The organism is Metasolibacillus fluoroglycofenilyticus, from assembly GCF_003049645.1.
Taxonomy (GTDB): Bacteria; Bacillota; Bacilli; order Bacillales_A; family Planococcaceae; genus Metasolibacillus; species Metasolibacillus fluoroglycofenilyticus.
The window spans coordinates 1,985,758-2,010,405 of the sequence record NZ_PYWK01000001.1; the positions used below are offsets into that span (position 1 = coordinate 1,985,758).

The window sequence follows — 24,648 nt, forward strand, 5'->3', positions numbered from 1 at the left end:
GCACAGAAAACTTATTTCAATTTTTGTCATTTTCATCGCAAAAGTTCTCTTATTTATTGATGACTATGATTCAAATGCTAGCTTTGGTTGGACTTGCACTTTGCTCCCATTCATATGTGTAACAACTTCATTTTGCACATCATCTTCAATACCAAAAATCTCTTGGAATAATTGTAATTGCTCATTAGCTTTTGAAGAATTCGCCATTTCCTTCGCCTGTAAAATCGGCTCTTTCAATAGCTGGTTAATAATTGATTTTGTGTGCTTGCTTAAAATTTTACGCTCACGCTCTGTTAAGTCTGGCATTTTATTTTCAATGCTAAGCATCGTTTCCTCTTGAATGCGACTAGCCTTTTTACGCAATGCAGAGATAACAGGCACTACACCTAATGTTGCTAACCATGTTTTAAATTCGACTATCTCATAATCAATCATTTGTGTAATTTGTTCAGCAGCCTTCTCACGCTCGGCTAAATTAGCTTCCACAATCCCTTGCAAATCATCGATATCATATAAAAAGACATTCGGTAAATCTGCTATGCGTGGATCTAAATCACGCGGAACTGCAATATCAACCATAAATAACGGCTGCCCTTTGCGCATGCGTGCCACATATTGCATTAGCTCATAATCAATGACATAATTTGTCGAACCTGTAGAGCTTATTAAAATATCCGCATCAAGTAGCGTGCATTGCAACTCTTGCATTGATTTTGCTGTCCCATCAAACTTACTAGCTAAATCCTGTGCTTTTTCAAATGTACGGTTCACGACCGTTACTTTACCTACACCATTACCATATAAGTTTTGAATGGCTAGCTCTCCCATTTTTCCAGCACCTAAAATCGCTACATGTGTTTTCTTTAATGAGCCAAAAATTTTCTTTGCTAGCTCCACTGCTGCATACGATACAGATACCGCATTTTCACCAATAGCTGTTTCATTATGCGCACGTTTTGCAAATGTCACTGCCTGCTTAAATAATTGGTTAAATACCGTACCTGTTGCACCAAGGTCCTGCCCTTGTAAAAAGCTATTTCTCACTTGCCCTAAAATTTGCGTTTCACCAAGAATCATCGAATCAATACCAGCGGTTACTTTAAATAAATGCTGGATTGCCTGCTGTTCTTCATGAATGAATAAATGCCCTTCAAACTCTTCAATTGAAATATTGAACCATTCTGCTAAAAAACGTTTAATATAATAACGTCCTGTATGCAATTGATCTACAACCGCATATATTTCTGTACGGTTACATGTCGATACAATTACATTTTCCAAAATGCTCTTTTGCTGTTGTAGCGCCTCCATCGCATTCGGTATTTCGCTTTCAATAAAGGATAGCTTTTCTCGAATTTCTACTGGCGCTGTTTTATAATTCAAGCCTACAATTAAAGTATGCATGAACCCCCACACCTCACACATTCTAATTCATAATTCATATTGTAACACAAAAACGCCTATTTTCACGACCTGTTTTGTGAACATGCTATGAACGTAATTACTATTTTAGAATCATTCTAAAATAAGTTTAACAAATTTCATATACATTTTCAATAAGCTTGCTTTAACGTGAGCACTATATTGATTGCAACGTACATATAAAAAGAGGCTGGGACAAAAAGAAAAAATGTTAGACCACAATCTTGTTGGTCTAACATTTTTTCGATTTAAGACGGAATATTTAACTCTATAAAGCAGAAAAATTGTTATCTATTTTCTTCATTTTTCGAAATAATAAAGTTATGTCCCAGCCTCAAGTTTTTTCTTTACTCTAGAAGCCTCTGCTCCTTTACAATTTCCAGCACCGATTCACGAGATGTTGCGCCTAAAACTTGAAATAGCTGCGTCCAATAGCGCTCAATCGTACGTACAGATATATGCAATTTTGCCGCCATTTCTTTATTTGTCAAACCTTCCTGTAGCCACGAAACAAGCATTTTTTCCTTTGCGGTCAACTGAATTTCTTCCTTGCTATTAAAATCAATGTAATCGAGGAAATCCATTGGTATCATAATAAGTCCTTGGGTCGCTGCACGAATCGTTTGAATTACTTGAAAGCGCGTCGCCATTTTCGAGACTACCCCATCCACCTTCTTTTCAACGATAAGTGAATAATAATTTGTCGGGTCGTTTCCTGTATATAAAATGACTCGTGCAGTCGTTTGCTCCCTAATCATTTGTGCTAAAGAAATGCCATCGTATTCACCTAAATTCACATCGAGTAAATAAACATCATAGTGATTTGTGGATAACTGATTTATCACGTTACTAGCCTGTAGTTCCGTGTCAATTTGGATGTCATCAGCCGATTCCATTAATCGCTTTGACCCTTCTAGCACAATGGGATGGTCATCTACAATAAGCACCTTAATCATCTTCTTCATGCCCTTCTATAATAATGTGAATAAATACACCTTCATTTATGTTTGTCACTATGCGACATTTTCCATTAAACGCCTCTACTCTTTCACGGATGCCTCTTATACCTAAAGAGTCTGTCTGTAGCATCTGTTCGAGTGTACAGCCAATGCCGTCATCCTCATAAATTAATTCAAAGCCTTCATCTACCTCCTGTAAAGAAAGCGTTACCTTTTCTGCCTCAGAATGCTTCAGTGCATTATTCAGTAGCTCCTGGACAATCCGATAAATGACTAAAGGTAGCTGTTCATTCTGTAAATAAACACGTTCAAAGGTTGTAGATAATTTAAAATTTGCTTTATTGCTCACTTGCTGTGCAAGCTGACTCAATGCTACTGTCAATCCCAGTTTATCTAATACAGGCGGCTTTAATGTCTCGCAATATGAGCGTAAATCCTGTACATTATTTTGCATTTGTTGATACAGCCCTTGGACTGATATAGCTGCATCATTTTCCAGCAATAAACTCATTTCACGTGTAAGATGTGTTAAATTTTGTAATACCGTATCATGTAATTCCTGTGCAACATAATATTTTTCCTGCTCCACTTTTAACCATACTAGCTTCTTCAACCATACAGGCTCCTGTTCCGCTGTTTGTTGTACATTTCTCAATTCCTGTAATAATTCTTCGATTTTTTTCAGGCTTTCAATTGTACTTTCCGTATATTTCAACAATAATTTTAGCCATAAAAGCTCCTCATCCTTTAAGCGAATCACGTTACGATGCTCGATAAGTAGCAACCTTTTTATATGCGGCTCCTGATGAATAAGCGCCACATATTCATTCGAGAGCTTAATAACTTCTCCTACTTGTAGCTGCTGGATTTGTTCACTCTCTATTGTGTAGCAAACAGGCATTTTACGTTCTTTTTCGTCAAAAGCAACAATTTCGATGTTTTCTATTTCCAAATGCTTGATAGCCTCCTGCTTTAAAATCGCAAGAAGCTCCTCCACTTTATATGCTTCACTCATTTGATTAATCGCTCGTGAAAGCTGTCGTATCGTATTGCCCTTTGGCGTAAATAAAATATTACGATATTTCACATCCGCCTTTTCCTTTATGTAGAAAAATAGAAGAATAGAAATAAATAAGAAAAAGACAATTTCCCAGCTAGACTCTTTTTCCAATAAGAAATATAAGCCTATATAAAGCCATACAGTTAAAATCGCCGTAGCCATTAAATAATAGTTTGTCCGCGTAATATAATAATGAATATCAAATAATCTCTCGGTCACACGTAAAAACATAAAGCAAAACGGAATCAATAGTACAAATAATATGCTATATTCCGCCTGTAAAATCGGACGCTGCCAAAGCACCTCTGGCAACACGAACAGCAATAAAAATGGTGAAAACGGCAAAATTACGCTTAAAATTAATAAGCGTAATTGAACGGTACGTTCTTTATAATAGCTGTATAGCAATATCGATAGTGGAAATGAAAAAAGTAGGAATGATGTTGCAAGTAAAATTATGACGATAACACTTTTAGTATAAGGATACAATATTTCGACGCCACCTAATACAGCACCCATTATAGGCAATACATAAAATCTTTCAATATGCTGTATAAATGGCCATTTGATATGTAAATAATTATAATAACCTTTTAAAAATTGAAGTAGTATAAGTGGAACAAGGAAAATTCCGCCACTATTTATAATCGTTCCAATAAAATCGCCTTTACTAGAAGCTACGCTACTTAAATAGGTTAATGCTACAGTAAGAATAAAACCACTCAGCCACTTGACACTTTCAATATCTTGTTGCTTTTTATATAAATATAATGCGGCCACTAACGATAGAACAAAGTAAATAATCGGAAACAAAACATGCAAGTAAAATTGTGCTGGCAAATCTACATGAAGTACAGCAATTTTTATTATCGTTCCATCATGTTTTTTTATTGTTAATTCATTTGCGCCCCTTATTGTTTCATCATATGGAACTAATGGCATCGACGCAATTGGCTTTTTACCTATTGCCAGCACAATATCTCCTATTTCAAGACCTTGTTCTCTTGCCCATGATTCATAATAATGTGCTTTTACACTCCACTGTCCGTCTCGCTGCTCTAGTTCCATTTTTAACAATGGAACTTTGTAAGCAACGATAGACAAATATATACCTAACCCTAGATATACTATTAGTATTAGCCATTGTTTTTTCATTTTTTATTGCCAGTATACACCGTCAGCATGTACCTCCTCCGCAAACGCTTCTACAATCGCTTCTTGCTCTTGTGCCGTAACGCCGACTAGAGATACTTTTCCTTCATGTAATAGCTTTGCAATGTCCATATTGTCACGTAAAAATTGAATCATTTTCATCATATTAAATCAGCCTCATTTCATCATTTTTTAGTAAGTTTTTTTCAACATTTGTTATAGCGTCTTCAGTCAATGTTTGGTGCAATATTAGCATCTAGTAAATAAATAATGAATATTTGCCGTGGCGTAAATCGTTGTTAATTTGCTGTACAATACTAATTGTTCATCAACACTAGCTTCTAAAGTTACTATTTCTTCAAAATGACATTTAAGCTGGTTATCCCCCTTTTGTACTAAACCACCTCCCATCAATCCATTACGCCTCGACGTAGTTGCGTCCAGAATTTTCAAAATCCGTGACATTCGCCGGAGGCTTTAACTTCTTTCAGCGGGTGTTTAGACACCCGCTGAAAGAAATTAAAATAGTTTTAAAATACTTTCTATTATTTATTTTAGCGAAATTAAAAATAAAGTGTAGATATATTTTTTATTTTTCGACAATTTGGCGGTAAAATGGCGGATACCGACAAAAAAATGGCGGTATATTGACGGTGCAAAGGGAAAATATCCGTGCTATGCTATAGCAACCTAGGGATACCGCATGCACTATAGCAAAAAATAAAGGGGTTGTCCGAAAAGTCCATTTTGCTTTGCCACCGCATTGAAATCAATGTTTTCATCGCTTTCCTTTTACTGAGGGATAACGCTGCTAAAGCCAATGTTCATCCCATTTTTAAAAGAGGCGTTTGCTGTTTATATGAATCAACATTTTGTGAAATATCATCGCTACTGTCCAAAATGCTAAAATAATATACTTAAAAATATTCCATAATTCATTATTATAACAATCGAGGTGAATATCATGATTAAAATTCACAATCTTAGCAAATCCTTCACTAATTCATCAGGCCAAATTGATATTTTACATAATATTTCCTTAACAATTCAAAAAGGGCAATGGCATACAATCATCGGTCCTTCAGGCACAGGGAAATCAACATTTTTAAGCTGTATTGCTGGTCTACTACCCCCTACTACCGGAGATGTACTATACAATGATATTCATATTTATCAATTAAGTGAGAAGGCAAGAAGGAATTATCGCAGTAAACACGTCGGCTTTGTTTTTCAAAACTTTAAGCTTTTACCGAATTATTCTGTATTGGATAATGTCATGCTACCGCTTATTTTTGATGAGCCGAAAAAAATCTTATATCCAAAAGCTGAGCTTATATTAGAGCAAGTCGGTATTCACTCCAAACTATTTGAGCGATTTCCTGCAGAGTTATCTAATGGCGAGAAACAGAGAATAGCAATTGCAAGAGCGCTAATTAACAATCCTGATGTGCTTATTTGTGACGAGCCTGCGAATAATTTAGATAATGATGCGACTAACTCACTACTAAGGCTATTAGCACAATTCCAAGCAAATGGACAAACGATTATAAACGTCACACATGATGAAGCAGCCTCAAAGTATGCCGATTATGTGTACAAATTAAAAAATAAGCAATTGGTAGCCGATTTTTAAGGAAACAAAAAAGCGAGCATATAGGACCGTCTCAAAATCACTTTTCAGGCGGTCCCTTGCTCGTTTTTTATTATAGTTTTACTTCTTTATCTGCAATTAAGTTGCCGTTTTGGTCGAATGCGCGGAAGATTACTCCGTTGTATAAGTCGAAACGGTTAAATTTGCGAACTGCTTGGCTTGCTTTGAAAATATTTTGACCACGATCGATTAAATCATAGTTGACATCTCCGTTCACAGAGCTAAAGCGTACTTGTACAGATGCTACATTTGTACAATTTTCATTGATTTCGGCTGTCATAATTACCGTTGAACGTGTAATATCAACTGTCGCTGCATTAAATAGACCCGCACTCGTATCACAGCTTGCGTCAGAAACGAAAGTTTGACATAAAATTGCATCGACAACTGCCTGATATGCGCTATGCAAACGCTCGATATCCGTTACATGATAACTTTGACCACCTGTTTCAGAGGCAATTTTTTTCAAAATAGCTGTATTGACGTCTTTCGCTGGTCCAACAGCAATTGTATGAATTTGCACCTTTGCTTTTTTCGCACTATCGATGATTCTTTCCACTTGTGCATTCGGCGCTTTACCGTCCGTAATTAATACCATCGATTTTGATACATTATTGTCTGTTGAATAATTGTCAAGTGCTGTTTGTACAGCTTTTGCAATATTAGTTCCACGCGAAGTCATTTTATCGTATGAAATAAACCCTTCCATATTGGCTAAATTCGTCGCGGTTCCTTTAACAACAGAGCCTGGATTTGAAGCAAATGGAACGACGATATTATTATTCGAGCCAATTTGACGAATAAGCTGCTTTGTTTTTTCTGCTGTGAAATTATTCGGGTCTTGCTTGCGCATTGAGCCCGATTGGTCAACAACAAACGCGACTTCCGTTACAAGCGTACATTTATTTTGTGTAAACTTAAAGTTTGTGAAGATTTTTTCTTTTACTGGTACACCAATTAATTCTTTAAACATATCGCGATAACGCGGGTCAATATTGGACGAAATAAGCGCTGCTGTTGCAGTCGATGAACCATATATAATTGAATCGAAATAGGCGACTGCCGAGCCAGCATAGCCTGTCCCACTATTATAGTCTGTTGTGTTGGTATTGAATGAGACTACTTTGCGCTGCCCATTAAACTCGATTTCTGCTGTTCCTTTATAATCCGTAATAACACGTCCACCGGGTGCTACTAAGTTCACAATGACTTTCGTATAGCGTTCCATTCCTTCTGGACGCTCAACAATTGCTTGGCTTTCTTTTAAGCTGTCCACCTTCGCGTTATAACCGCTTAAATTCCCAACAGTATCTTTATAATTTTTCGATAAATAATCTTGGTCTGCACGGCTTAAAGAGTCAAAAATTGCTTTGACAGCCTTTACGCTATCGTAATGAGCCATCGTTAAATCATTCGTATTGCGCGGGAAGTATGTTAATAAATGAACGATTAATGCATGGATTTTTGATTCAAATTGACTTGTGAAGCTCTCATCCATTACGTCCTGTAAATTATAAACAGCTCGTCCTTCACTATTAATTGTGTAGAAAACATTCACTTTATCATACTCATTAATCATACGTTCTAAAATTTGTTCGAAGAGCCAAACAGAAATAAGCTGATTATCCATACGAAGCTCCGCATTCTCATATTGAATGGCATTATCTCTTACACGACCGTTGACAATTTGCCCTGTAGAACTCGTATAATTTTCCCACTTCACCCCGTCAAACGTTAGTTCATCTGGGTCATAGTCACGAACTTCGATAATGCCATTTGGTGTAAATGGAATTGCTTGGATTGTATTACCATCAGCTCTACCAACAGGTAATGCTGGTAATGGCTTAGGACCTGGCACAACATTGCCACCACCATTTGGCTGGTCTGGGTCATACACCTCATATGAAATGCGCACCTCAGCACGTGGTACATAGCGTAGCTCTACTTCAATTTGTTGGTTACGATAGCTGGCAAATTTCGTCTCATTATTGTTCACAAGCTCGAACGTAATGATATCCTTTTCAGACTTTGTTAATTTAGGTGCAATAATATAAGCATTTAGCTCGCCACCATCTGTGAAAATCGTCGTTGTGCTGCTGCCTGCATTGTTCTCTGGCTGTGAACCAGTTGTTGGAGGTGCTTCAACAATACGTGCGCCCACTTTAGATGTTACTTTGAATTGCAGCGTTGTGTCATAAGGAATGTCATTCCCATAGCTATCTTTTAGTAAAATTGAAATGGCTGCTGCATCTAGACCGTTCGCTGTTAGTTCCTCAGTAGAAACATTAATGCTTTGAACAGCTTTAAATGCGCTTGGATTGTTTGAATTTCCATTTTCCGTCTTAGGTGGTGGAGTTAATTCTACCGTACCATTAGAGCTGACGAAGTTTAATGGTAATGTCACCTTGCTATTATCTTTACCAGATGGGGCTGCGTGCAAGCCCTCAATAGCTATTCCCCCACTTTTTACTGTGCGATATAAAAATGTAACAAGGTCGCCGCGCGTAATTGCTTTTGTTGCAGCATAGTCATCAAATGTTTTTTTCCCTGTTAAACCTGTTGTAATTTCATGTGTATACAAATATTGCACTGCTTGGACTTCCGACAAATCCAGACTATTCATTGCCGCATAAAGACGAGCAAACTGTCCTCGCGTTGCGTTCGCAGTACGACGTCCCGCATTATTTGCACCGTAAATAGGCAAGTTTAAATCCGCGTAATATGTGTAAATCATGTCATTTGTATAGCTAAAATGATAGTTTTTATCAAGCTGTGCAACCATCATTAGCATTTGCTGCTCGCTGACAGTTGCATTCGGCTGAAACTTATTGCCTGAAAGTTGCACTAAGCCTTGCTCAACAGCCCATTGTGCTGCCGTATATTTTTCGCTATTTTTGTCAACATCTGAAATCGATACTGCTGCGGCATTTGCCGGTGCTGTAAGTGGAAGCCATGTTGCCAAAACTAGCACTGAACAAAGTATAATCATCCATGTTTTTTTCATAGTATCCATGTAGCCTCCCCTTAGTCAAAGAATAAAATATCGTCGCGGAAATTTTGTTTTAAATCATTTTCTAAATATTCAAGGAAACGCATCATAATTAATGAAGCTTGTGCACGTGTTAAGTTTTGCTTCGGATTGAAATTGCCCGTTACAGAGTCACCTGTCATTAAGCCGAGCTCTGATACAACATAAACCGCATCACGTGCGTAACCTGTTATTTTAGCATCGTCGCGATAATTTGTTTTAAAGCCAGGGTCAGGAGCTTTCCCCTCTAAGCCGAGTGCACGCACTAAAATGGCAGCAGCTTGCTGGCGCGTTAAATAGCCATTAGGGTCAAATTTAGATGGCGTTATTCCCGTCACAACTCCTTTGTTGACAGCAGATGCTAAATAGCCGTAATCTTTTGTCGTACGCTTCACATCATTAAAAATACTAGGAGGTGTTTTTTTCCCGCTTGTACTTTCTTCAAGTACACGTAAATCAATAGCCTTGCCAATCGCCACCGTAAAATCATAGCGCTGCATAGGCGTATTTGGTGAGAAGAAATTCGATTGGTCATCTAAAATACCTAAAGAATATAACTTCTCGATAGCATCCTTTGCTTGATGGCTTGATAAATCCCTAAATTTTGGAACAATTAACCGCTCGACACGTGGCATCATTTTTAAATTAAGCGATACCGTTCCAGATCTCTTAGGTAACTTGTAATCATATTCAGAAATAATATCCGCTGTGCTATTTACAACATACCCGCCGTAAAAGCTAGATAAAGTAGAGGCATTTTCCTCATAGTTTAATGTTCTAGACTTAGATGAGGATACGCGGTTTTTCACTGTACCAACTGCCCCGTCCTCAAAAATCATTTCATACTCAGTAATTTGTGTTTCTGTCGCTCCCCAGAAATTTTCATAGCCTTCATTGCGGCTATCGATATGCACTATCATTTCGCTCGTATTTCTACCCTGTTTTACAGAATACGTTTTACGTGCAACCGCATTCCCCGAAAAATAGTCAGATGCTGGGCGCTTATCTGTTACTGCACTTTTGGAAAATTGATAATCTGTTAATGTGTACGTCTTATTGCCAATCGTAATTTTCTCCGTATATTTTGTCACTTCGCCTGTTGCAGTGCTTTGTCCAATTTGATCATAATTCGTTACATCAAAAACATATGTAAATTGGCGTGATAACTGCTCACCATTTGCCCCTGTCAATGTTAACTTATATGTTTCTGTTACTTTGTCTTTTCCTTCTTTAACTGTAACAGAGACATTTTTATTAGAACCCGTTAATTTGATAGGTTGTCCAGTTAAGAAAATATATTCTTCATATGTATTTTCATTTTTAACCCCACCGTTAAGATCAATCGTATTTGCATGAGCCTTTCCTGAATAAAGAACAACTGTAAATAGCAGTAAGGAGACGATTGTGACTAACCATTGACGCTGTTTCATACTCTACACTCCTTTATTAAATAGTAGAGAGGGGGATGTCTAAAAGGGATCTAACATGTCATTTTTTAGATGCCTTCTACTTCTTTACTTTGGATAATAACCATTTATAAAATGGTTATTATCTCTAACTTTAAGGCATATTCTTTCAGCTTTAAAGTGAACAAGTAAACCGGCATTTTTGATTGTGTTAGAGAGACCTTAATCTTTCTCGACAACCCCTTCACTATTTTCATTTTTCAATCTTACTCATTCACTAAAATAACATGTGCATCGAAGCTAGCATTCGTAAATAATACGACACGATCTGATGCTTTTAGCTCTGAAGCTTTAATCACTTTACCATTTTTAATAATCATCGCCTGATCGAGCATGACATTTGTTAAAGAGCCGTTATCAATCCATTCACCATTCAGCCATTGACTGACATCTTTAACATTCATTAAGCGTGTTTCGTTTCCATTGCTCGTCAATGTACGGAAATCTTGAATGCGACCTGTTAACACAAGCTCTGATTTTTTCTGGGATGGAGTAAGTACATGCAATGCTTGGATATGACCATCCTTTACATAGTAATAGCCATATGCCCCTTCATGTTCAATTAAATCCATATTTGGCACAATTGAAATAACACCATTGCGTACATTTGTTACCATGTGTGAACTGTTGCTATAAGCGAATGTAGTAGTCGACTTCGGCACCCAGTAATTATTTTCAAGTAACTCTAAGCCATCAATCTCCACTAAATAATTGTCCATATCAACAAATACTAGCTCACCGAAGTATAGACCATGCTGCGCTAAATTTGGTGATGTAAAGCTATCATTCGTAATATTGACAACATGTGCAAATCGGCTATTTGTCGTACCATCTGTAACTACATATGCAGAACCATATGCAGCTAAAGTCGATGGCTCCACTAAGCGACCGTTGCGAATTAAAATAGAGCCTTCATGGAAATATAGTTGACCTGCATAACCAAGTCGCAAGAAATTTAAAGATGTATTTACCGCTGTTAATGGCTCATAGTAGGTGCGCTCATTATTTTGTAAAACCACTATTTTTTTTACGACCTCTTTGCCAAACTGCTTCGTTGTAACATAATAAAGTTCACTATTTTGATAGTTTCTTAACTGATTTTTTGCAATCTTTTCATTACCAACATAAATCGATGTATTATTATCAAATGTGAAAGTATTCATTGCTGTTTTTTCTGAAGTGCCAAATAGCCAATTGGTGAAGGCATGCGCGTTTTGTGCGACAAATGTATTCGCAGAAGTATTAACTGTTTGTAGCTTTGCTTTATAAACATTCGCTACTTGCACACCTGTTACGATAATTTCCATTTCAGAAATAATTGAAGTAGATGGGCTTGAAAACTTCACTTTTACACGGTCTCCTTCATACAACGCACTTAAATCATATGTGGAGGAGCCCTTTATAAATTTCGTATTTTTGTTCACATAATAATCCTGCTCTTTTGCACCGTCCATTTTAATCGTTACAAACAAGCCATTCGGGTCAATCTTTGTCACTGTTCCATACGTTTGTTTGCTATTTGGTGCAATTGTGCCTTGCTCAACAGCCGAAGTTCCACGCATTTCTGTTACTCTTCGCAAATTTACCTTGACGGTTACTTCCATGCCTGATTTAAAGCCATCAATCGTCGTCATTGTATTGTTAATATAAAGTTTAGCACTATTATCCATATTAAATGTGCTGCGATTGCCTCGACTATTCTCCAGCGTAACACCGCTCAATGTTTTTGTAACAGTCCCATCTTTCGCAACCGCTTCATTATATGATGCAGAAATAAATGTATATGTTGTCGCTGCTTCTGCTTGCGGAGCTGGTATTATGAGACTTAATAAAACCGCAAGCATTACGAGCATTGTTGTTCCTTTTTTTAACAATGCGCTTCCTCCTCTTTGTTGCAAATTCCTATGTAATGTCCATTTCATTTAATTTCTTTCAGCTAGTGTTTTGACCATAGAAACTCAGTCTGAGAACATCGCATACTAAGATAACGACTAAGTGACCAACATCGTGTTGGCCTAAAGCCTCTAGCGGATGTCACAGATTTTGGCATGATGCAAGTTAGCTGTTGTCACAGGACGTGACAGTTTTAGGTTAACCTCCACCAAATAGCTTGAAAAAATCTGGACTAAAGTTAGATTTGATTGGACGATTTTCTTATACAGAAACATCAATCGCATGCCCTAAGCTCGGGTGTGGGGCATCGATTACCTCTAATAGTTGCTCGGTGCTTTGCTCTTGAAACTCCATCGCCTGCTTCGTTACAGCGATTGAAACTTGTTGCATTAATTGGGCTTGTTTCATATTCATTGCTAATGCTGCGATATCCATTGTATCAACCTCCTTTCCATGAAAAACATATGTCACTAACACTAAAATTTGATTGTTTTCTTCAAAGATAAACCGTCTAGTTTACACTATCATATATATTTAAAGAAATAACCATTCACGAACTCTTCTAAAAAGATAGGGACACACGACCTGTTTTCTGTTGTTATTTTCATCGCAGAAATAGTTATCCTCTTCTCTGTTTCATCGGCTATAATCATGAATTTTCTAGTATTTTCTTTCATTTTAACATAAATTAAGCTCTCAATCAGTGGGCATTTTTATATACAGGGAACGTATTTCTAAATTACGCCTCGCTAATCTAAATTGACATAATCAAAGCTGGGCTGCCAGAAAAGTTCGGGCAGCCCAGTCGTTTTATCATATATATGCTTCAATTTCTCCCCATGCCTGCTCAAAGCCTAATCCTGTTTCAGAGGAGAAGACAATCAGTTTGTCTGCTGGGTCCATATCAAGTGTTTCTTTAACAATTTTTTTATGTTTATCCCATTTACCTTTTGGGATTTTATCTGCCTTTGTTGCAATAACGATACATGGAATATTGTAATGCTTTAAAAAATCATACATCATCTGGTCATCTCCAGTTGGTGAATGACGCAAATCGACAATTAGCACAACCGCTTTTAATAATTCTCGTCCGGTAAAATATTTTTCAATCATTTTCCCCCAAGCAGCTCGCTCTGATTTTGAAACTTTTGCATAGCCGTAACCTGGTACATCGACAAAAAATAATTGCTCCTCGATTTTATAAAAGTTTAATGTTTGCGTTTTTCCTGGCTTGGATGAAATACGCGCCATCGCCTTGCGTCCAATCATTCGATTAATAAATGAAGATTTTCCGACGTTTGAGCGACCTGCTAAAGCAAATTCTGGCAGTCCATCTTCTGGGTATTGCTCTGGTCTAACGGCACTAATGACCATTTCGACATTATGGACTTTCATGTGATTAAAAACCTCCGTCAAGTGCCAATGCAAGCACTTCCTCTGCTTGTGACACGAGTTTAAATGTAAGTTGCTCGCGAATTGTTTCTGGAATGTCATCAATATCACGCTCGTTATCCTTTGGTAAAATAACGGTTGTTAACCCTGCGCGATGGGCGCTTAACGACTTCTCCTTTAAACCACCTATAGGCAATACACGTCCACGCAACGTAATTTCTCCCGTCATACCGACTTCCCGCTTAATTGGCTTATTCGTGATTGCGGAGACAATTGCGGTTGCAATTGTAATACCAGCGGATGGCCCATCCTTTGGAACAGCTCCTTCAGGAACATGAATGTGTAAATCGTGCTGCTCAAAATAATCCGTATCAACACCAAGCTGTTCTGTTAAAGAACGAACAAACGTTAAAGCGGTTTGTGCAGACTCCTTCATTACATCTCCCAATTTACCTGTCAGTTGGATTTTACCCTTTCCTGGTGTTAAAGAAACTTCAATTTGCAACGTATCTCCGCCAACAGATGTATAAGCTAGACCTGTCGCTACGCCTATTTGATTTTCCTCTTCAGCCTGCCCATAACGATAGCGATGCTTACCAAGTAAATCCATTAATGTTTTAGCATTTAGTGTCACTCGTTTTTTCTCACCAGAGACAATAATTTTGGCAACTTTACGGCAAATCGTCGCAATTTGTCGCTCTAAACCGCGCACACCTGCTTCACGTGTATAATAGCGAATAATATCGACAATCGCTTCTTCCTTTAAAATAAGTTGGGCTTTCTTCAAGCCATGCTCTTTCATTTGCTTTGGCGCTAAATGATTCATAGCGATTTTCGTCTTTTCCAATTCCGTGTAGCCCGCAATTGAAATAACTTCCATTCGGTCAAGTAACGGTGCAGGAATCGTACTTAAATCATTGGCAGTTGCCACAAATAAGACATTTGATAGGTCATATGTTTCTTCAATATAATGGTCGCTGAATGTATTATTTTGCTCTGGGTCAAGCACTTCTAACATCGCAGCAGAAGGGTCGCCTCTAAAATCATTCGACATTTTATCAATTTCATCCAATAGAAAGACTGGATTAATTGTTCCCGCTTTTTTCATTCCTTGAATAATACGTCCCGGCATAGCTCCGACATACGTTCGACGGTGTCCACGGATTTCGGATTCGTCTCGCACACCACCAAGTGAAATGCGGACAAAATTACGATCCAAGCTCTCTGCAATTGAGCGTGCCAAACTTGTTTTACCAACACCCGGAGGACCAGCTAAGCATAAAATCGGACCGCGTAAAGTATTCGTTAGCTGACGTACAGATAAATATTCTAAAATACGTTCCTTCACTTTCTCTAATCCATCATGGTCGCGATTTAAAATTTCTTCTGCATGGACGATATCTAAACGGTCCGCCGTTTTCTCACTCCACGGAATCGATACTAGCCATTCTACATAGTTTCGAATAACGCCACTTTCAGCACTAGCCGCTGGCAATTTTTCATAGCGGTCAAGCTCTTTTAACGCTACTTTCCTTGTTGATTCTGGCATCCCAATAGCATCGATGCGCTTACGCAAGTCAGTGATTTCTCCCATCTTGCCATCACGGTCACCGAGCTCTGTTTGAATCGCCTTCATCTGCTCACGCAAATAATATTCTTTTTGTGTTCGTTCCATCGCTTGTTTTACTTTTGTATTAATTTTCTTTTCTAAATCTAAAATTTCTTGCTCATCATGTAAACGAATAATTAAATTATCCAAGCGTTTTTTGACATTAAAAATAGCTAGGATTTCTTGCTTTTCTTGCACTTTTAACGGTAAATGTGACGCGATAACATCCGCTAACCGCCCCGGCTCTGTAATGTCTATAACAGAATCAATCGTTTCCTCTGTAATTTTCTTTGACACTTTTGCGTATTTTTCAAAATAAACTAATAAAGTACGCATTAGAGCCTCTGTTTCAGGGTCTTTATATGTTGAATCTTCCGATAGCTCTAAATCTACAGTTGTAAATTTAAAATCTTCTTTATATCGTTTTACTTGCGCGCGGCTAACACCTTCCACCAAAATACGCAACGTACCGTTTGGCAATTTTAACATTTGCTTCACTGTTGCTAGCGTGCCGATTTTAAATAAATCTTCCTTTTCAGGCGCTTCTACACGCATATCCTTTTGTGCCGCTAAAAAAATATAGCTTTCATTCAACATCGCATGCTCTAATGCTGCAACTGAACGATCCCGCCCTACATCGATATGTAGCACCATTGAAGGATAAACAAGTAAGCCTCTTAATGGTAATAATGGTATATTTTCTTTCATTTTATTCATGCGGGATTCACCTCCATCTATATCAATCCGTAACAACCCGCTTTTTATAGTATGTGTTTAATTCAACATCTTTATTTGTTATCGGACATGAATCATTTTTATGTACAATCAATTATGAAGAAAAGCTAGCTAATAGCTGTTGACAATATAGAGAAAAGCTGACTACCTACTTGTGCTGATGCACGTTCGATGTCAGCTTCGATTGTTCGCTGTACTATTTTAAGCAGACGTTTTTTCGTTATCTCTTTTCAATTCAGTACCATCTGCAAGTAGCAATTTAGGCTCTGCTTTATCGATAATTGTTTCAGCAGTAATCACACATTTTACAATGTCATCACGTGATGGTAGCTCAAACATTACATCTAGCATTGTTGCTTCAATAATAGAACGTAAGCCGCGTGCGCCTGTTTTTCGCTCAATCGCTAATTTAGCAATTTCCTCTAACGCCTTTTCTTCAAACTCAAGCTCTACATTGTCAAGTTCAAGCATTTTCTGGTATTGTTTCGCTAATGCATTTTTCGGCTCTGTTAAAATTTGTACAAGTGCATCTACATTTAGCTGCTCTAAGCTTGCCAATACAGGTAAACGCCCGATAAATTCTGGGATTAAACCAAATTTCAACAAGTCCTCTGGAATAAGCTGAGCTAATAATGAACCTTGCTCCTCTTCCACTTTATTTGGATTTGAGCCGAAACCAATTACTTTTTCACCTTGACGGCGTTTAATAATTTGTTCAATACCATCAAATGCGCCCCCTACGATGAAGAGGATGTTTGATGTGTCAATTTGTAAAAATTCCTGATGTGGATGCTTACGACCACCTTGAGGAGGAACGCTTGCTACAGTACCCTCTAAAATTTTTAGCAATGCTTGTTGCACACCTTCACCAGATACATCACGCGTAATTGACGGATTTTCTGATTTACGTGCCACTTTATCGATTTCGTCAATATAAATAATTCCTTTTTCAGCACGCTCGATATCATAATCAGCCGCTTGAATAAGCTTTAATAATATATTCTCTACGTCTTCTCCGACATAGCCTGCCTCTGTTAAAGAAGTTGCGTCCGCAATCGCAAATGGTACGTTTAAAATACGTGCTAATGTTTGTGCTAATAATGTTTTACCACTACCAGTTGGCCCAATTAACACAATATTTGATTTCGACAATTCCACATCGTCGATTTTAGCATTTGAGTTAATGCGTTTATAATGATTGTAAACCGCTACAGCTAATGCTTTTTTAGCGCGCTCCTGTCCAATCACATATTCATCCAAAATCCCTAAAATATCTTTCGGTTTTGGAATATCTTTGAAGTCGATTTCATCTTCTACTCCAAGCTCTTCTACAACAATTTCAGAGCACAGTTCGATACATTCATCACAAATATATACACCTGGTCCTGCTACCAGCTTACGAACTTGTTCTTGTGGTTTTCCACAGAAAGAGCATTTTAAATTGCCGTTTTCATCATTAAATTTGAACAATTTGTTTCACCCCTATTCAAGCTTCAATCTTACAAGATTATTTGTCCTTTATCAAATATATTGACTGCTTTCATATGTATATGTGATAAAACAAGGTACAAAACAACGCACCTTGTTTTATCTATAATTATTTGGCAAGTAATTTCATCTTCATTTAGGAAAAGATAGCCGTCCCTTTAAGGTGGAGATGAATACTTTTTGTCATTTTATTTAGTGCGCTAAATGAAGATGGAGCCGCTCAAAATTTTGAATGGCGCCAATCACAATGTATAGTAGATTAAGAAATTTTCGCGCTTTCAACTAGCAATTCAACTGTTTTTTGAGTGCGAATATCGTTTTCTAAAACAGACGTGCCACCTAATGCAGCCGTAATTTGGTCAACTGTCATACCGAATTGTGCAGACATTTTTTCTAATTCTGCTTTAATATCTTCCTCAGATACTTCGATTTTTTCAGCAGCTGCGATAGCTTCTAATGTTAATGACACACGTACGCGGCTTTCAGCATCAGCAGTCATTTGCTCGCGTAATGCAGCTTCATTTTGACCTGAGAATTGGTAGTAAAGCTCAAGGTTCATACCTTGCATTTGAAGGCGTTGTTCAAATTCTTGTACCATGCGGTCAACTTCTGAATTAATCATTGCTTGTGGGATATCGATTTCAGCGTTTTCAGCTGCTTTTTCAACTAATTCATCACGCAATGCCGCTTCAGAATCCGCTTCTTTTTGTGCTGCAGTTGTTTCTTTGATTTTTGCGCGTAAAGCTTCAACGCTCTCAACCTCTGAATCTAATTCTTTTGCAAACTCATCGTCTAATTCAGGTAATACTTTTGTTTTTACTTCCTTCACAGTTACTTTGAAAGTAGCTTCCTTACCAGCTAGTTCAGCAGCGTGATATTCCTCTGGGAAAGTAACAACAACATCTTTTTCTTCTCCAGCTTTCACGCCTACTAATTGCTCTTCAAAGCCTGGAATGAATGAGCCTGAACCAATTTCTAATGGGTAGTCAGAACCTTTACCACCTTCAAAAGCTTCGTCACCTACAAAGCCTTCAAAATCGATAACTGCTGTGTCACCTTCGACAATTGCTTCGTCCTCTTTAATTTCAAGCTCTGCTTTTTTTGCTAATTCTGCTTCGATTTGAGCTTCTACTTCTTCATCTGTTACTTCTATTGGAAGCTTCGTTACTTCAAGACCTTTGTAGTCTCCTAGTTTCGGCTCTGGTTTAACCGTCACTGTTGCTGTGAATGTGAAGTCTTCACCTTTAGCAAAGTTTTCAGTTCCATCGATTTCGGGGAAATCAACTGGCTCAATACCAGCTTCATCAATTGCATTAGCATATGCGTCTGGAATGATAATTTCTAAAGCATCTTGGTAAAGTGCTTCAACACCAAAGCGTTTTTCAAACATTGGGCGAGGCATTTTCCCTTTACGGAAACCTGGCACGTTAATTTGCTTTACAACTTTTGCGAATGCTTCATCTAATGCTTTGTTTACTTTTTCAGCTGGTACCTCGATTGTTAATAAACCTTGGTTACCTTCTTGTTTTTCCCATTTAACTGACATATATATAACCTCCAAAATTAAATTGCTCTGTTTACAAACATATTTGTTTTATACAGTTTCTACAACCATTTTAGTATATCACAGATGTGTAATGTTTCAACTTTTTTCATACGTTTATAGTAATTCTGAATATGTTTCAAGTTGTTGCAAAAATTCAACAATTTCATCATCCGTCTCTTGTACTTTGCCAAATAACATATGCACATAGTCAACATAGCTTTCTGCCACATCCTCAGAGTCATAATCAAGCCATTCAAAAGGATATGTGACAATCGCATGCTTTGCAAGTAGTTGTTGTACCATCTCTAAAGTCGTTGGATCTTGCTCCAACATCATTCCTATATATGCCGCAACTTTTCGGAACTCAGGCATTTCTGTAGGCAATGCCAACTGAGCGGGATTCACAGTGCGCTGATAATGGAACTTTTTCATAACGATAGGTACATTCACCTGTTGCTCTACTAGCAAAACGAGTGTAAGACTTCGTATAAACGGATGTATTTCTTCGTTCTGAATAATCGTAATAAGCGGCTGAATAATTGGACGAATATTCGTGTCTGTTAGCTGATAAATCGCTTGAAGTTGCTCGGACTCTGAAAGCTGTAAAAAGTGCGCTATCGAAAACTCTTCAAGCGCTTGCTCCTCGGGCTCATCTTGAAGAAACTGATTACTTGCGATTTCTGCATTTAGCTTTTTCAGACGTTGAAATTTATCAATTTGATTTTCTGGAATAGTCCCTTCCTCAAGCAATGTTTCAATCAATTTTTCCACTTGTTTAAATTCACGCAGCTGCATAGAAACCGTTAAATAGAGCTCCATCGCTTCAAAATACATTGTTGGGCCGATAGCTAAAAGCTCTTCACACACTTCCTTTGCCTGCTTATACGCACGTATTTCATATAATGAATATGCATAAACACTTAAAGCAATCTCATCGCCCTCTATATAACGCAATGCTTCTGCAAATGCTTCGCAAGCTAAATTGTATTGATAGCTTTCTGCATAAGTATGGGCTTGTTCCAATAATCGTTCACCTAGACCGGGAAACAGTATTACATTATTCGCTTGGCGCAATTGTCGCTTCTTTTTTTTCAAACTACTCACTCCCGTTACGGTCAACTTTAGCTTATTTACTTCATCATTTTACATGTGAATAGCGTATCGGACAACAAGAAGCCTTGAAGGGCGTCCGAAAAAAGCGTGCTAACGCACGCTTTTCGAACCCAATTAATGCCTTACCGTTCTTTCTGTTCTTATTTTTTCGATACTGACATCTAACTCTCGAATTGAATCCTCTGTTAGCTGAATTTGCCCATTTTTATTTAGACGCTGCCATGCTTTCAGCTTTTTGCGATAAGCCTGCTCAGACAGGCGAAACACATCCATTTCTTGCTCTATCCCTTTTAAATAAGTACGCTCCACCTCTTTTTTAATTTGCTCTATTATCCCTTTTTTTAATTTTTCCTCTCCCTTTTGCCCGTCTTCTCCACTTGTTGTTACTTCCACTTCAATTGCTATATCGAACCGTAGTTGTCCATCCTCCTCAACAGGTGTAATTTTCTGCTTTACATTGTCTACAATAACTGTTGTAAACTCTTTTTTTTGATTGCCGTCATTTTCCAACGTAATTTGCGCCCGCGATGTATCTTCAGACATCCAGCGCAAGCCTTCTGCATCCCCATCAAATAAAGAGCCTTTTAAATTCGATTTAGTGATGACACTAATCCCTTTTATTTCAAGAACAGGGTCTACTCCTTTTGGAGTCTCCCAACGATTACTGGAAACAATAAAAGGAATACTTACCTCATGACCCGGCTCATCTAGATGAATAAGTAGAGTGCGTAAGCTTACTGGGTCAACAAATGATTCCTGATAAAAGGAATTCATCGGATCTGCCATTCTCGAAAAAGTCATTCCTTTGTTTAAAATTGGTGTAACAAGTAGTAGCTCGTCTAGGGGCTCGTCGCTCGTGTATACCCACATCGTATAACGTGTCTCTCGGTAACGTACAAATGAATCAATAGCTTGTACTAACTCTTCACTTTCTAAAAGTTCCTTAGAAAAAATAACATAAGTTAAATGTCCCCATAAAATCCGTTGATCAACGGCGCGATATAAATTTACCGTTGCCTCATCAATTGTTTTTCCCGTTGCACGACCAACCTCTGTCTGTATGGCATCAGTACTTGGTTGGTCTGATCTAGCAATACTTGATAAATCCAATAATTGCGCATAAATTTCGAATTCCCCATCCTTATAATCAACACCTATGCCATGAATATAAAGCATGCGCTCTGGTTCATTATTATCCCAACAGGCGGTTAGAAATAGGCTACATATGATAAAAAAACAAATGCTTTTTTTCATTTCGAGCCACCTTTCGTCTTATCCTTTACATGTAATGATTTAGGACGCATTGCTTTCTTTTGTGGAACCTCGCGAATTAAAGATTTTTTTACCGTTTGCCAGTTCAAATCTGACGCTATATTTAAATACGGAACACCGAATAAACGAATACCTGCTAAATAAGCAATTAACGCATATAAACATACAAAAAAGCCAAACAAGCCACATACCGCTGTGACTAAAATAAAGCCAACACGAAGTAAATTCACCGCTGTTACAAGTGATTGATTAACAAGTGTAAATGTAGCAATTGTAGAAATCGCGATTACAACAATCATGGCAGGGCTTGTCACACCCGCACGTATCGCTGCGTCGCCAATAATTAAACCGCCAACTACACTAATCGTTCCGCCAATAACGCTAGGTAAGCGCATTCCTGCCTCGCGGAAGAGCTCAAACATTAACAACATCAATAACATTTCCAGTGATGAGGGTAACGGTAAACCTCGATTGGCTTGTACGACTGTTGCAAGCAATTGAAAAGGTAGCTGCTCTTGATGGAAAGTAGTCAGCGCTAGCCAAAATGCTGGCAATAATAAACCAAATAAAATACCAAATAAACGTAAAAGACGCTCAAATGAACTAAAAATTACCGGATATTCGTTATCCTCACTTGTTTTTAATAACATCAGCAAGTTAATCGGAAATACAACTGCATATGAAGCACCGTCGACTAAAATTAAAAAGCGCCCACTTACAAGTGACTGTACAGCAAAATCACCTCTTGCAGTATCTGTTGTACGTGGTATTAATCCCCCGCTTTTACTAATACGTTCCATTAATAAATCCGCACTTATAATGATGTCTGTATCAATCTCTTGAATTTGCTTGCGAATACTATGCAATATTTGGTCATTCGCAATATCGTTCATATAAAGAAGGGCAACAGTTGTTTTCGAGCGTCTTCCCACAATATATTTTTCAACAGACAGCGAATTTGTCGGCAAACGCTTACGAATAATAGCGATATTCACGCTAATATCCTCAATAAAGTTATCGCGAGGCCCTTTAACGAGTACTTCTAAATTTGTTTCTTCTGGATTTCGATTTGGCTTTTTAGCAATATTGCTGGAGAACAGCAGTTGCTCCTGCTCAAAATAAATAACAACAAAGCCTGTAAAAACAAGTGTTACTACCTCTTCCAATGACTCTACACGCTGCAAATTAGGCACGTATAGCTGATCTTCAATCGATTCGTCCTGCTGCTGACGAACCATTTTTACTCGTGGTATAATGACCTCATTTAATAAATGTGAATCAACCATTGCATCACACGTAATTATACTGACTGTCGATGTCTGGAATTGATATGTTTGAAATTGTACATCTGCCGTTTGATTAAATAATTCGCGTAGCTCCTCATTCGTTATTTTTTGTTGCATATCATTGCTCCACCTTCTTTCTTGCTGTTTTTTTCGTTTTCTTTAAAGAAATTAATATTAGAATAATTCCCCATATAAAGAAAAATATAAAGGTAGTTATCAAAAAGTACTCACCCTTTATTTTCAAAAATGTGCGGTCATTGAACAAAAATAATGGTAAACTGACAGCGCTAAAAGCTGGCACTATAATTTTTAATATACGCTTTCTTTGGCCTTCTAAACGTAGTAAATGAATTGTAATAAATATGATAAAGCCGATGCGCATAAAAGCACCTGTTAGCCATTGGTAGATGGAGAAGAAATCAACGTGCTCAACAAAACGCCCAATAGAGGCAAGTCGCCACTCCTCATACGCAGGATAATATTGATTTTTAGCTTCCGTAGGTCCAAACTCTGCAATAGCCCCAACAAGTGGTCCAAGCGTTAAACCAAGTAAAATCAGCCAAATAATTGAAAAATGATGCCATTTCATGCGATTTTTTAGTTGATTTTGAATAAGCAAAATAAAAAAGATTTCAACAAAGCCTGACGCAGGGTATAATCCCGCATATAAAACTTGTGATACCCCGTGCTCCAAAAAGGGAAGTAGTAGCTCATAATCTTTTATTTTTATGTTAACGAATGCGACAAAAAAGCCTAAAAATATAACACCTGTCAGCACAATTACATTCACAATTACAATTCCTTGTACCCCCGTCGTTGCTAAAAAAACACACAACGCAATATAGATGACAGTTAATAGTAAATCAGGTGTTTCAGGTAAAAAGGTTACCTTCACCCACTGCATTGTTTCACGTAATGTAAATGCAGCTATTATCAATAAAAACACAACAAATGTATAGGTAATTACTCTTTCCCATACTTTCCCTACTTTTTCAACTAACCAATCTCGAAAGGGCATACCACCAATTTGTTTGTGTAAATAAATAATCATCAACAGCCATGGGAGTAAGACAGTCACAGACCAAAAGACAGACATCCATGCATCCCGTCCTGCCCTGTTAATTAATGGTGGAAGAATTGTTACATGATTTTTCAATCCAATAACTGTCATCATTAAGAGTATGATATGCAATACGCTAATTTTTTTTCGATTCATATTTCATCACTCATTTTATTTAAATTTCACAATAAGTGAGTTTGCTTTTCTTCATACCACTTTATTGCTATACATAGCTTTTCCATTGTTTCCATGTTTCATAAGTTAAAATTGCAAATTATCTATTATGGTGAGCATCTTATTTTATAGGAAGTATTTCTGAATTTAATTTTGAAGAAATAAGGGAGAATTGCATGCGAGTCAGTCAAAAGAAGAACGAGTGCATTTAAACAGGCGAAATAAAAAAAGGCGTCTAAAATGTGATTTTGAGACGACCCTTTGCTGTGAGGATAGTGACAATTAATTGTGACTACTGCAGGAGAAAATCTTTTATATGTCAAAGGCGAAACGGTAGATATA

17 protein-coding genes are annotated in these 24,648 nt (G+C 37.6%); 1 reads left to right on the forward strand and 16 read right to left on the reverse strand.

Going from position 1 to position 24,648, the window contains the following annotated elements:
* Window positions 1-63: 63 nt before the first annotated feature.
* The 4 genes from hemA to comX form a co-directional block, all read right to left on the reverse strand.
* Window positions 64-1,404, reverse strand: coding sequence for a glutamyl-tRNA reductase (hemA, locus tag C9J36_RS09280; protein WP_066162378.1), 1,341 nt, complete (start codon window positions 1,402-1,404; stop codon window positions 64-66).
* 365 nt (window positions 1,405-1,769) lie between these two features.
* Window positions 1,770-2,387, reverse strand: coding sequence for a response regulator transcription factor (locus C9J36_RS09285; protein WP_107942904.1), 618 nt, complete (start codon window positions 2,385-2,387; stop codon window positions 1,770-1,772).
* On the reverse strand, window positions 2,371-4,545 hold the full coding sequence (locus C9J36_RS09290) for an ATP-binding protein (RefSeq protein WP_161956397.1): 2,175 nt from the start codon (window positions 4,543-4,545) through the stop codon (window positions 2,371-2,373). The genes C9J36_RS09285 and C9J36_RS09290 overlap by 17 nt, the downstream gene beginning before the upstream one ends.
* A gap of 54 nt (window positions 4,546-4,599) precedes the next feature.
* Complete coding sequence (comX, locus tag C9J36_RS09295) at window positions 4,600-4,758, reverse strand: competence pheromone ComX (RefSeq protein ID WP_107942906.1); 159 nt, start codon at window positions 4,756-4,758, stop codon at window positions 4,600-4,602.
* Between the two features lie 799 nt (window positions 4,759-5,557).
* Here comX and C9J36_RS09300 point away from each other — a divergent pair.
* Window positions 5,558-6,226, forward strand: coding sequence for an ABC transporter ATP-binding protein (locus C9J36_RS09300; RefSeq protein WP_066162369.1), 669 nt, complete (start codon window positions 5,558-5,560; stop codon window positions 6,224-6,226).
* Window positions 6,227-6,296: 70 nt separating this feature from the next.
* Here the strand turns inward: C9J36_RS09300 and C9J36_RS09305 are convergent, their stop codons facing one another.
* From C9J36_RS09305 to C9J36_RS09360, 12 genes are all read right to left on the reverse strand, one after another.
* Window positions 6,297-9,257 carry a vWA domain-containing protein gene (locus tag C9J36_RS09305; RefSeq protein WP_107942907.1) on the reverse strand — a complete coding sequence of 987 codons (2,961 nt, stop codon included), beginning with the start codon at window positions 9,255-9,257 and terminating at the stop codon, window positions 6,297-6,299.
* Window positions 9,258-9,268: 11 nt separating this feature from the next.
* The gene (locus C9J36_RS09310; protein WP_066162365.1) at window positions 9,269-10,702 is read right to left on the reverse strand and encodes an S-layer homology domain-containing protein; all 1,434 of its coding nucleotides are present in this window, start codon (window positions 10,700-10,702) and stop codon (window positions 9,269-9,271) included.
* A gap of 242 nt (window positions 10,703-10,944) precedes the next feature.
* Window positions 10,945-12,612, reverse strand: coding sequence for a hypothetical protein (locus C9J36_RS09315; protein ID WP_066162362.1), 1,668 nt, complete (start codon window positions 12,610-12,612; stop codon window positions 10,945-10,947).
* A 280-nt stretch (window positions 12,613-12,892) separates the two neighbouring features.
* The gene (locus C9J36_RS09320; protein ID WP_107942908.1) at window positions 12,893-13,066 is read right to left on the reverse strand and encodes a YjfB family protein; all 174 of its coding nucleotides are present in this window, start codon (window positions 13,064-13,066) and stop codon (window positions 12,893-12,895) included.
* 378 nt (window positions 13,067-13,444) lie between these two features.
* Window positions 13,445-14,026: a ribosome biogenesis GTP-binding protein YihA/YsxC gene (yihA, locus tag C9J36_RS09325; protein ID WP_107942909.1), complete on the reverse strand. Its 582-nt coding sequence runs from the start codon at window positions 14,024-14,026 to the stop codon at window positions 13,445-13,447.
* Between the two features lie 4 nt (window positions 14,027-14,030).
* Window positions 14,031-16,349: an endopeptidase La gene (gene lon / locus C9J36_RS09330; protein WP_107942910.1), complete on the reverse strand. Its 2,319-nt coding sequence runs from the start codon at window positions 16,347-16,349 to the stop codon at window positions 14,031-14,033.
* Between the two features lie 219 nt (window positions 16,350-16,568).
* Window positions 16,569-17,837: an ATP-dependent protease ATP-binding subunit ClpX gene (clpX, locus tag C9J36_RS09335; RefSeq protein WP_066162354.1), complete on the reverse strand. Its 1,269-nt coding sequence runs from the start codon at window positions 17,835-17,837 to the stop codon at window positions 16,569-16,571.
* Window positions 17,838-18,114: 277 nt separating this feature from the next.
* Window positions 18,115-19,401 carry a trigger factor gene (gene tig, locus C9J36_RS09340; protein WP_066162351.1) on the reverse strand — a complete coding sequence of 429 codons (1,287 nt, stop codon included), beginning with the start codon at window positions 19,399-19,401 and terminating at the stop codon, window positions 18,115-18,117.
* Between the two features lie 114 nt (window positions 19,402-19,515).
* Window positions 19,516-20,496, reverse strand: coding sequence for a tetratricopeptide repeat protein (locus C9J36_RS09345; protein WP_235616026.1), 981 nt, complete (start codon window positions 20,494-20,496; stop codon window positions 19,516-19,518).
* A 132-nt stretch (window positions 20,497-20,628) separates the two neighbouring features.
* Entirely contained in the window at window positions 20,629-21,768 is a 1,140-nt protein-coding gene (locus C9J36_RS09350) for a Ger(x)C family spore germination protein (RefSeq protein WP_107942911.1), read from the reverse strand.
* Window positions 21,765-23,189: a spore germination protein gene (locus C9J36_RS09355; RefSeq protein WP_107942912.1), complete on the reverse strand. Its 1,425-nt coding sequence runs from the start codon at window positions 23,187-23,189 to the stop codon at window positions 21,765-21,767. Before C9J36_RS09355 ends, C9J36_RS09350 begins: the two co-directional genes overlap by 4 nt.
* Window position 23,190: 1 nt before the next feature.
* Window positions 23,191-24,288: a GerAB/ArcD/ProY family transporter gene (locus C9J36_RS09360; RefSeq protein WP_066162340.1), complete on the reverse strand. Its 1,098-nt coding sequence runs from the start codon at window positions 24,286-24,288 to the stop codon at window positions 23,191-23,193.
* Window positions 24,289-24,648: the final 360 nt, after the last annotated feature.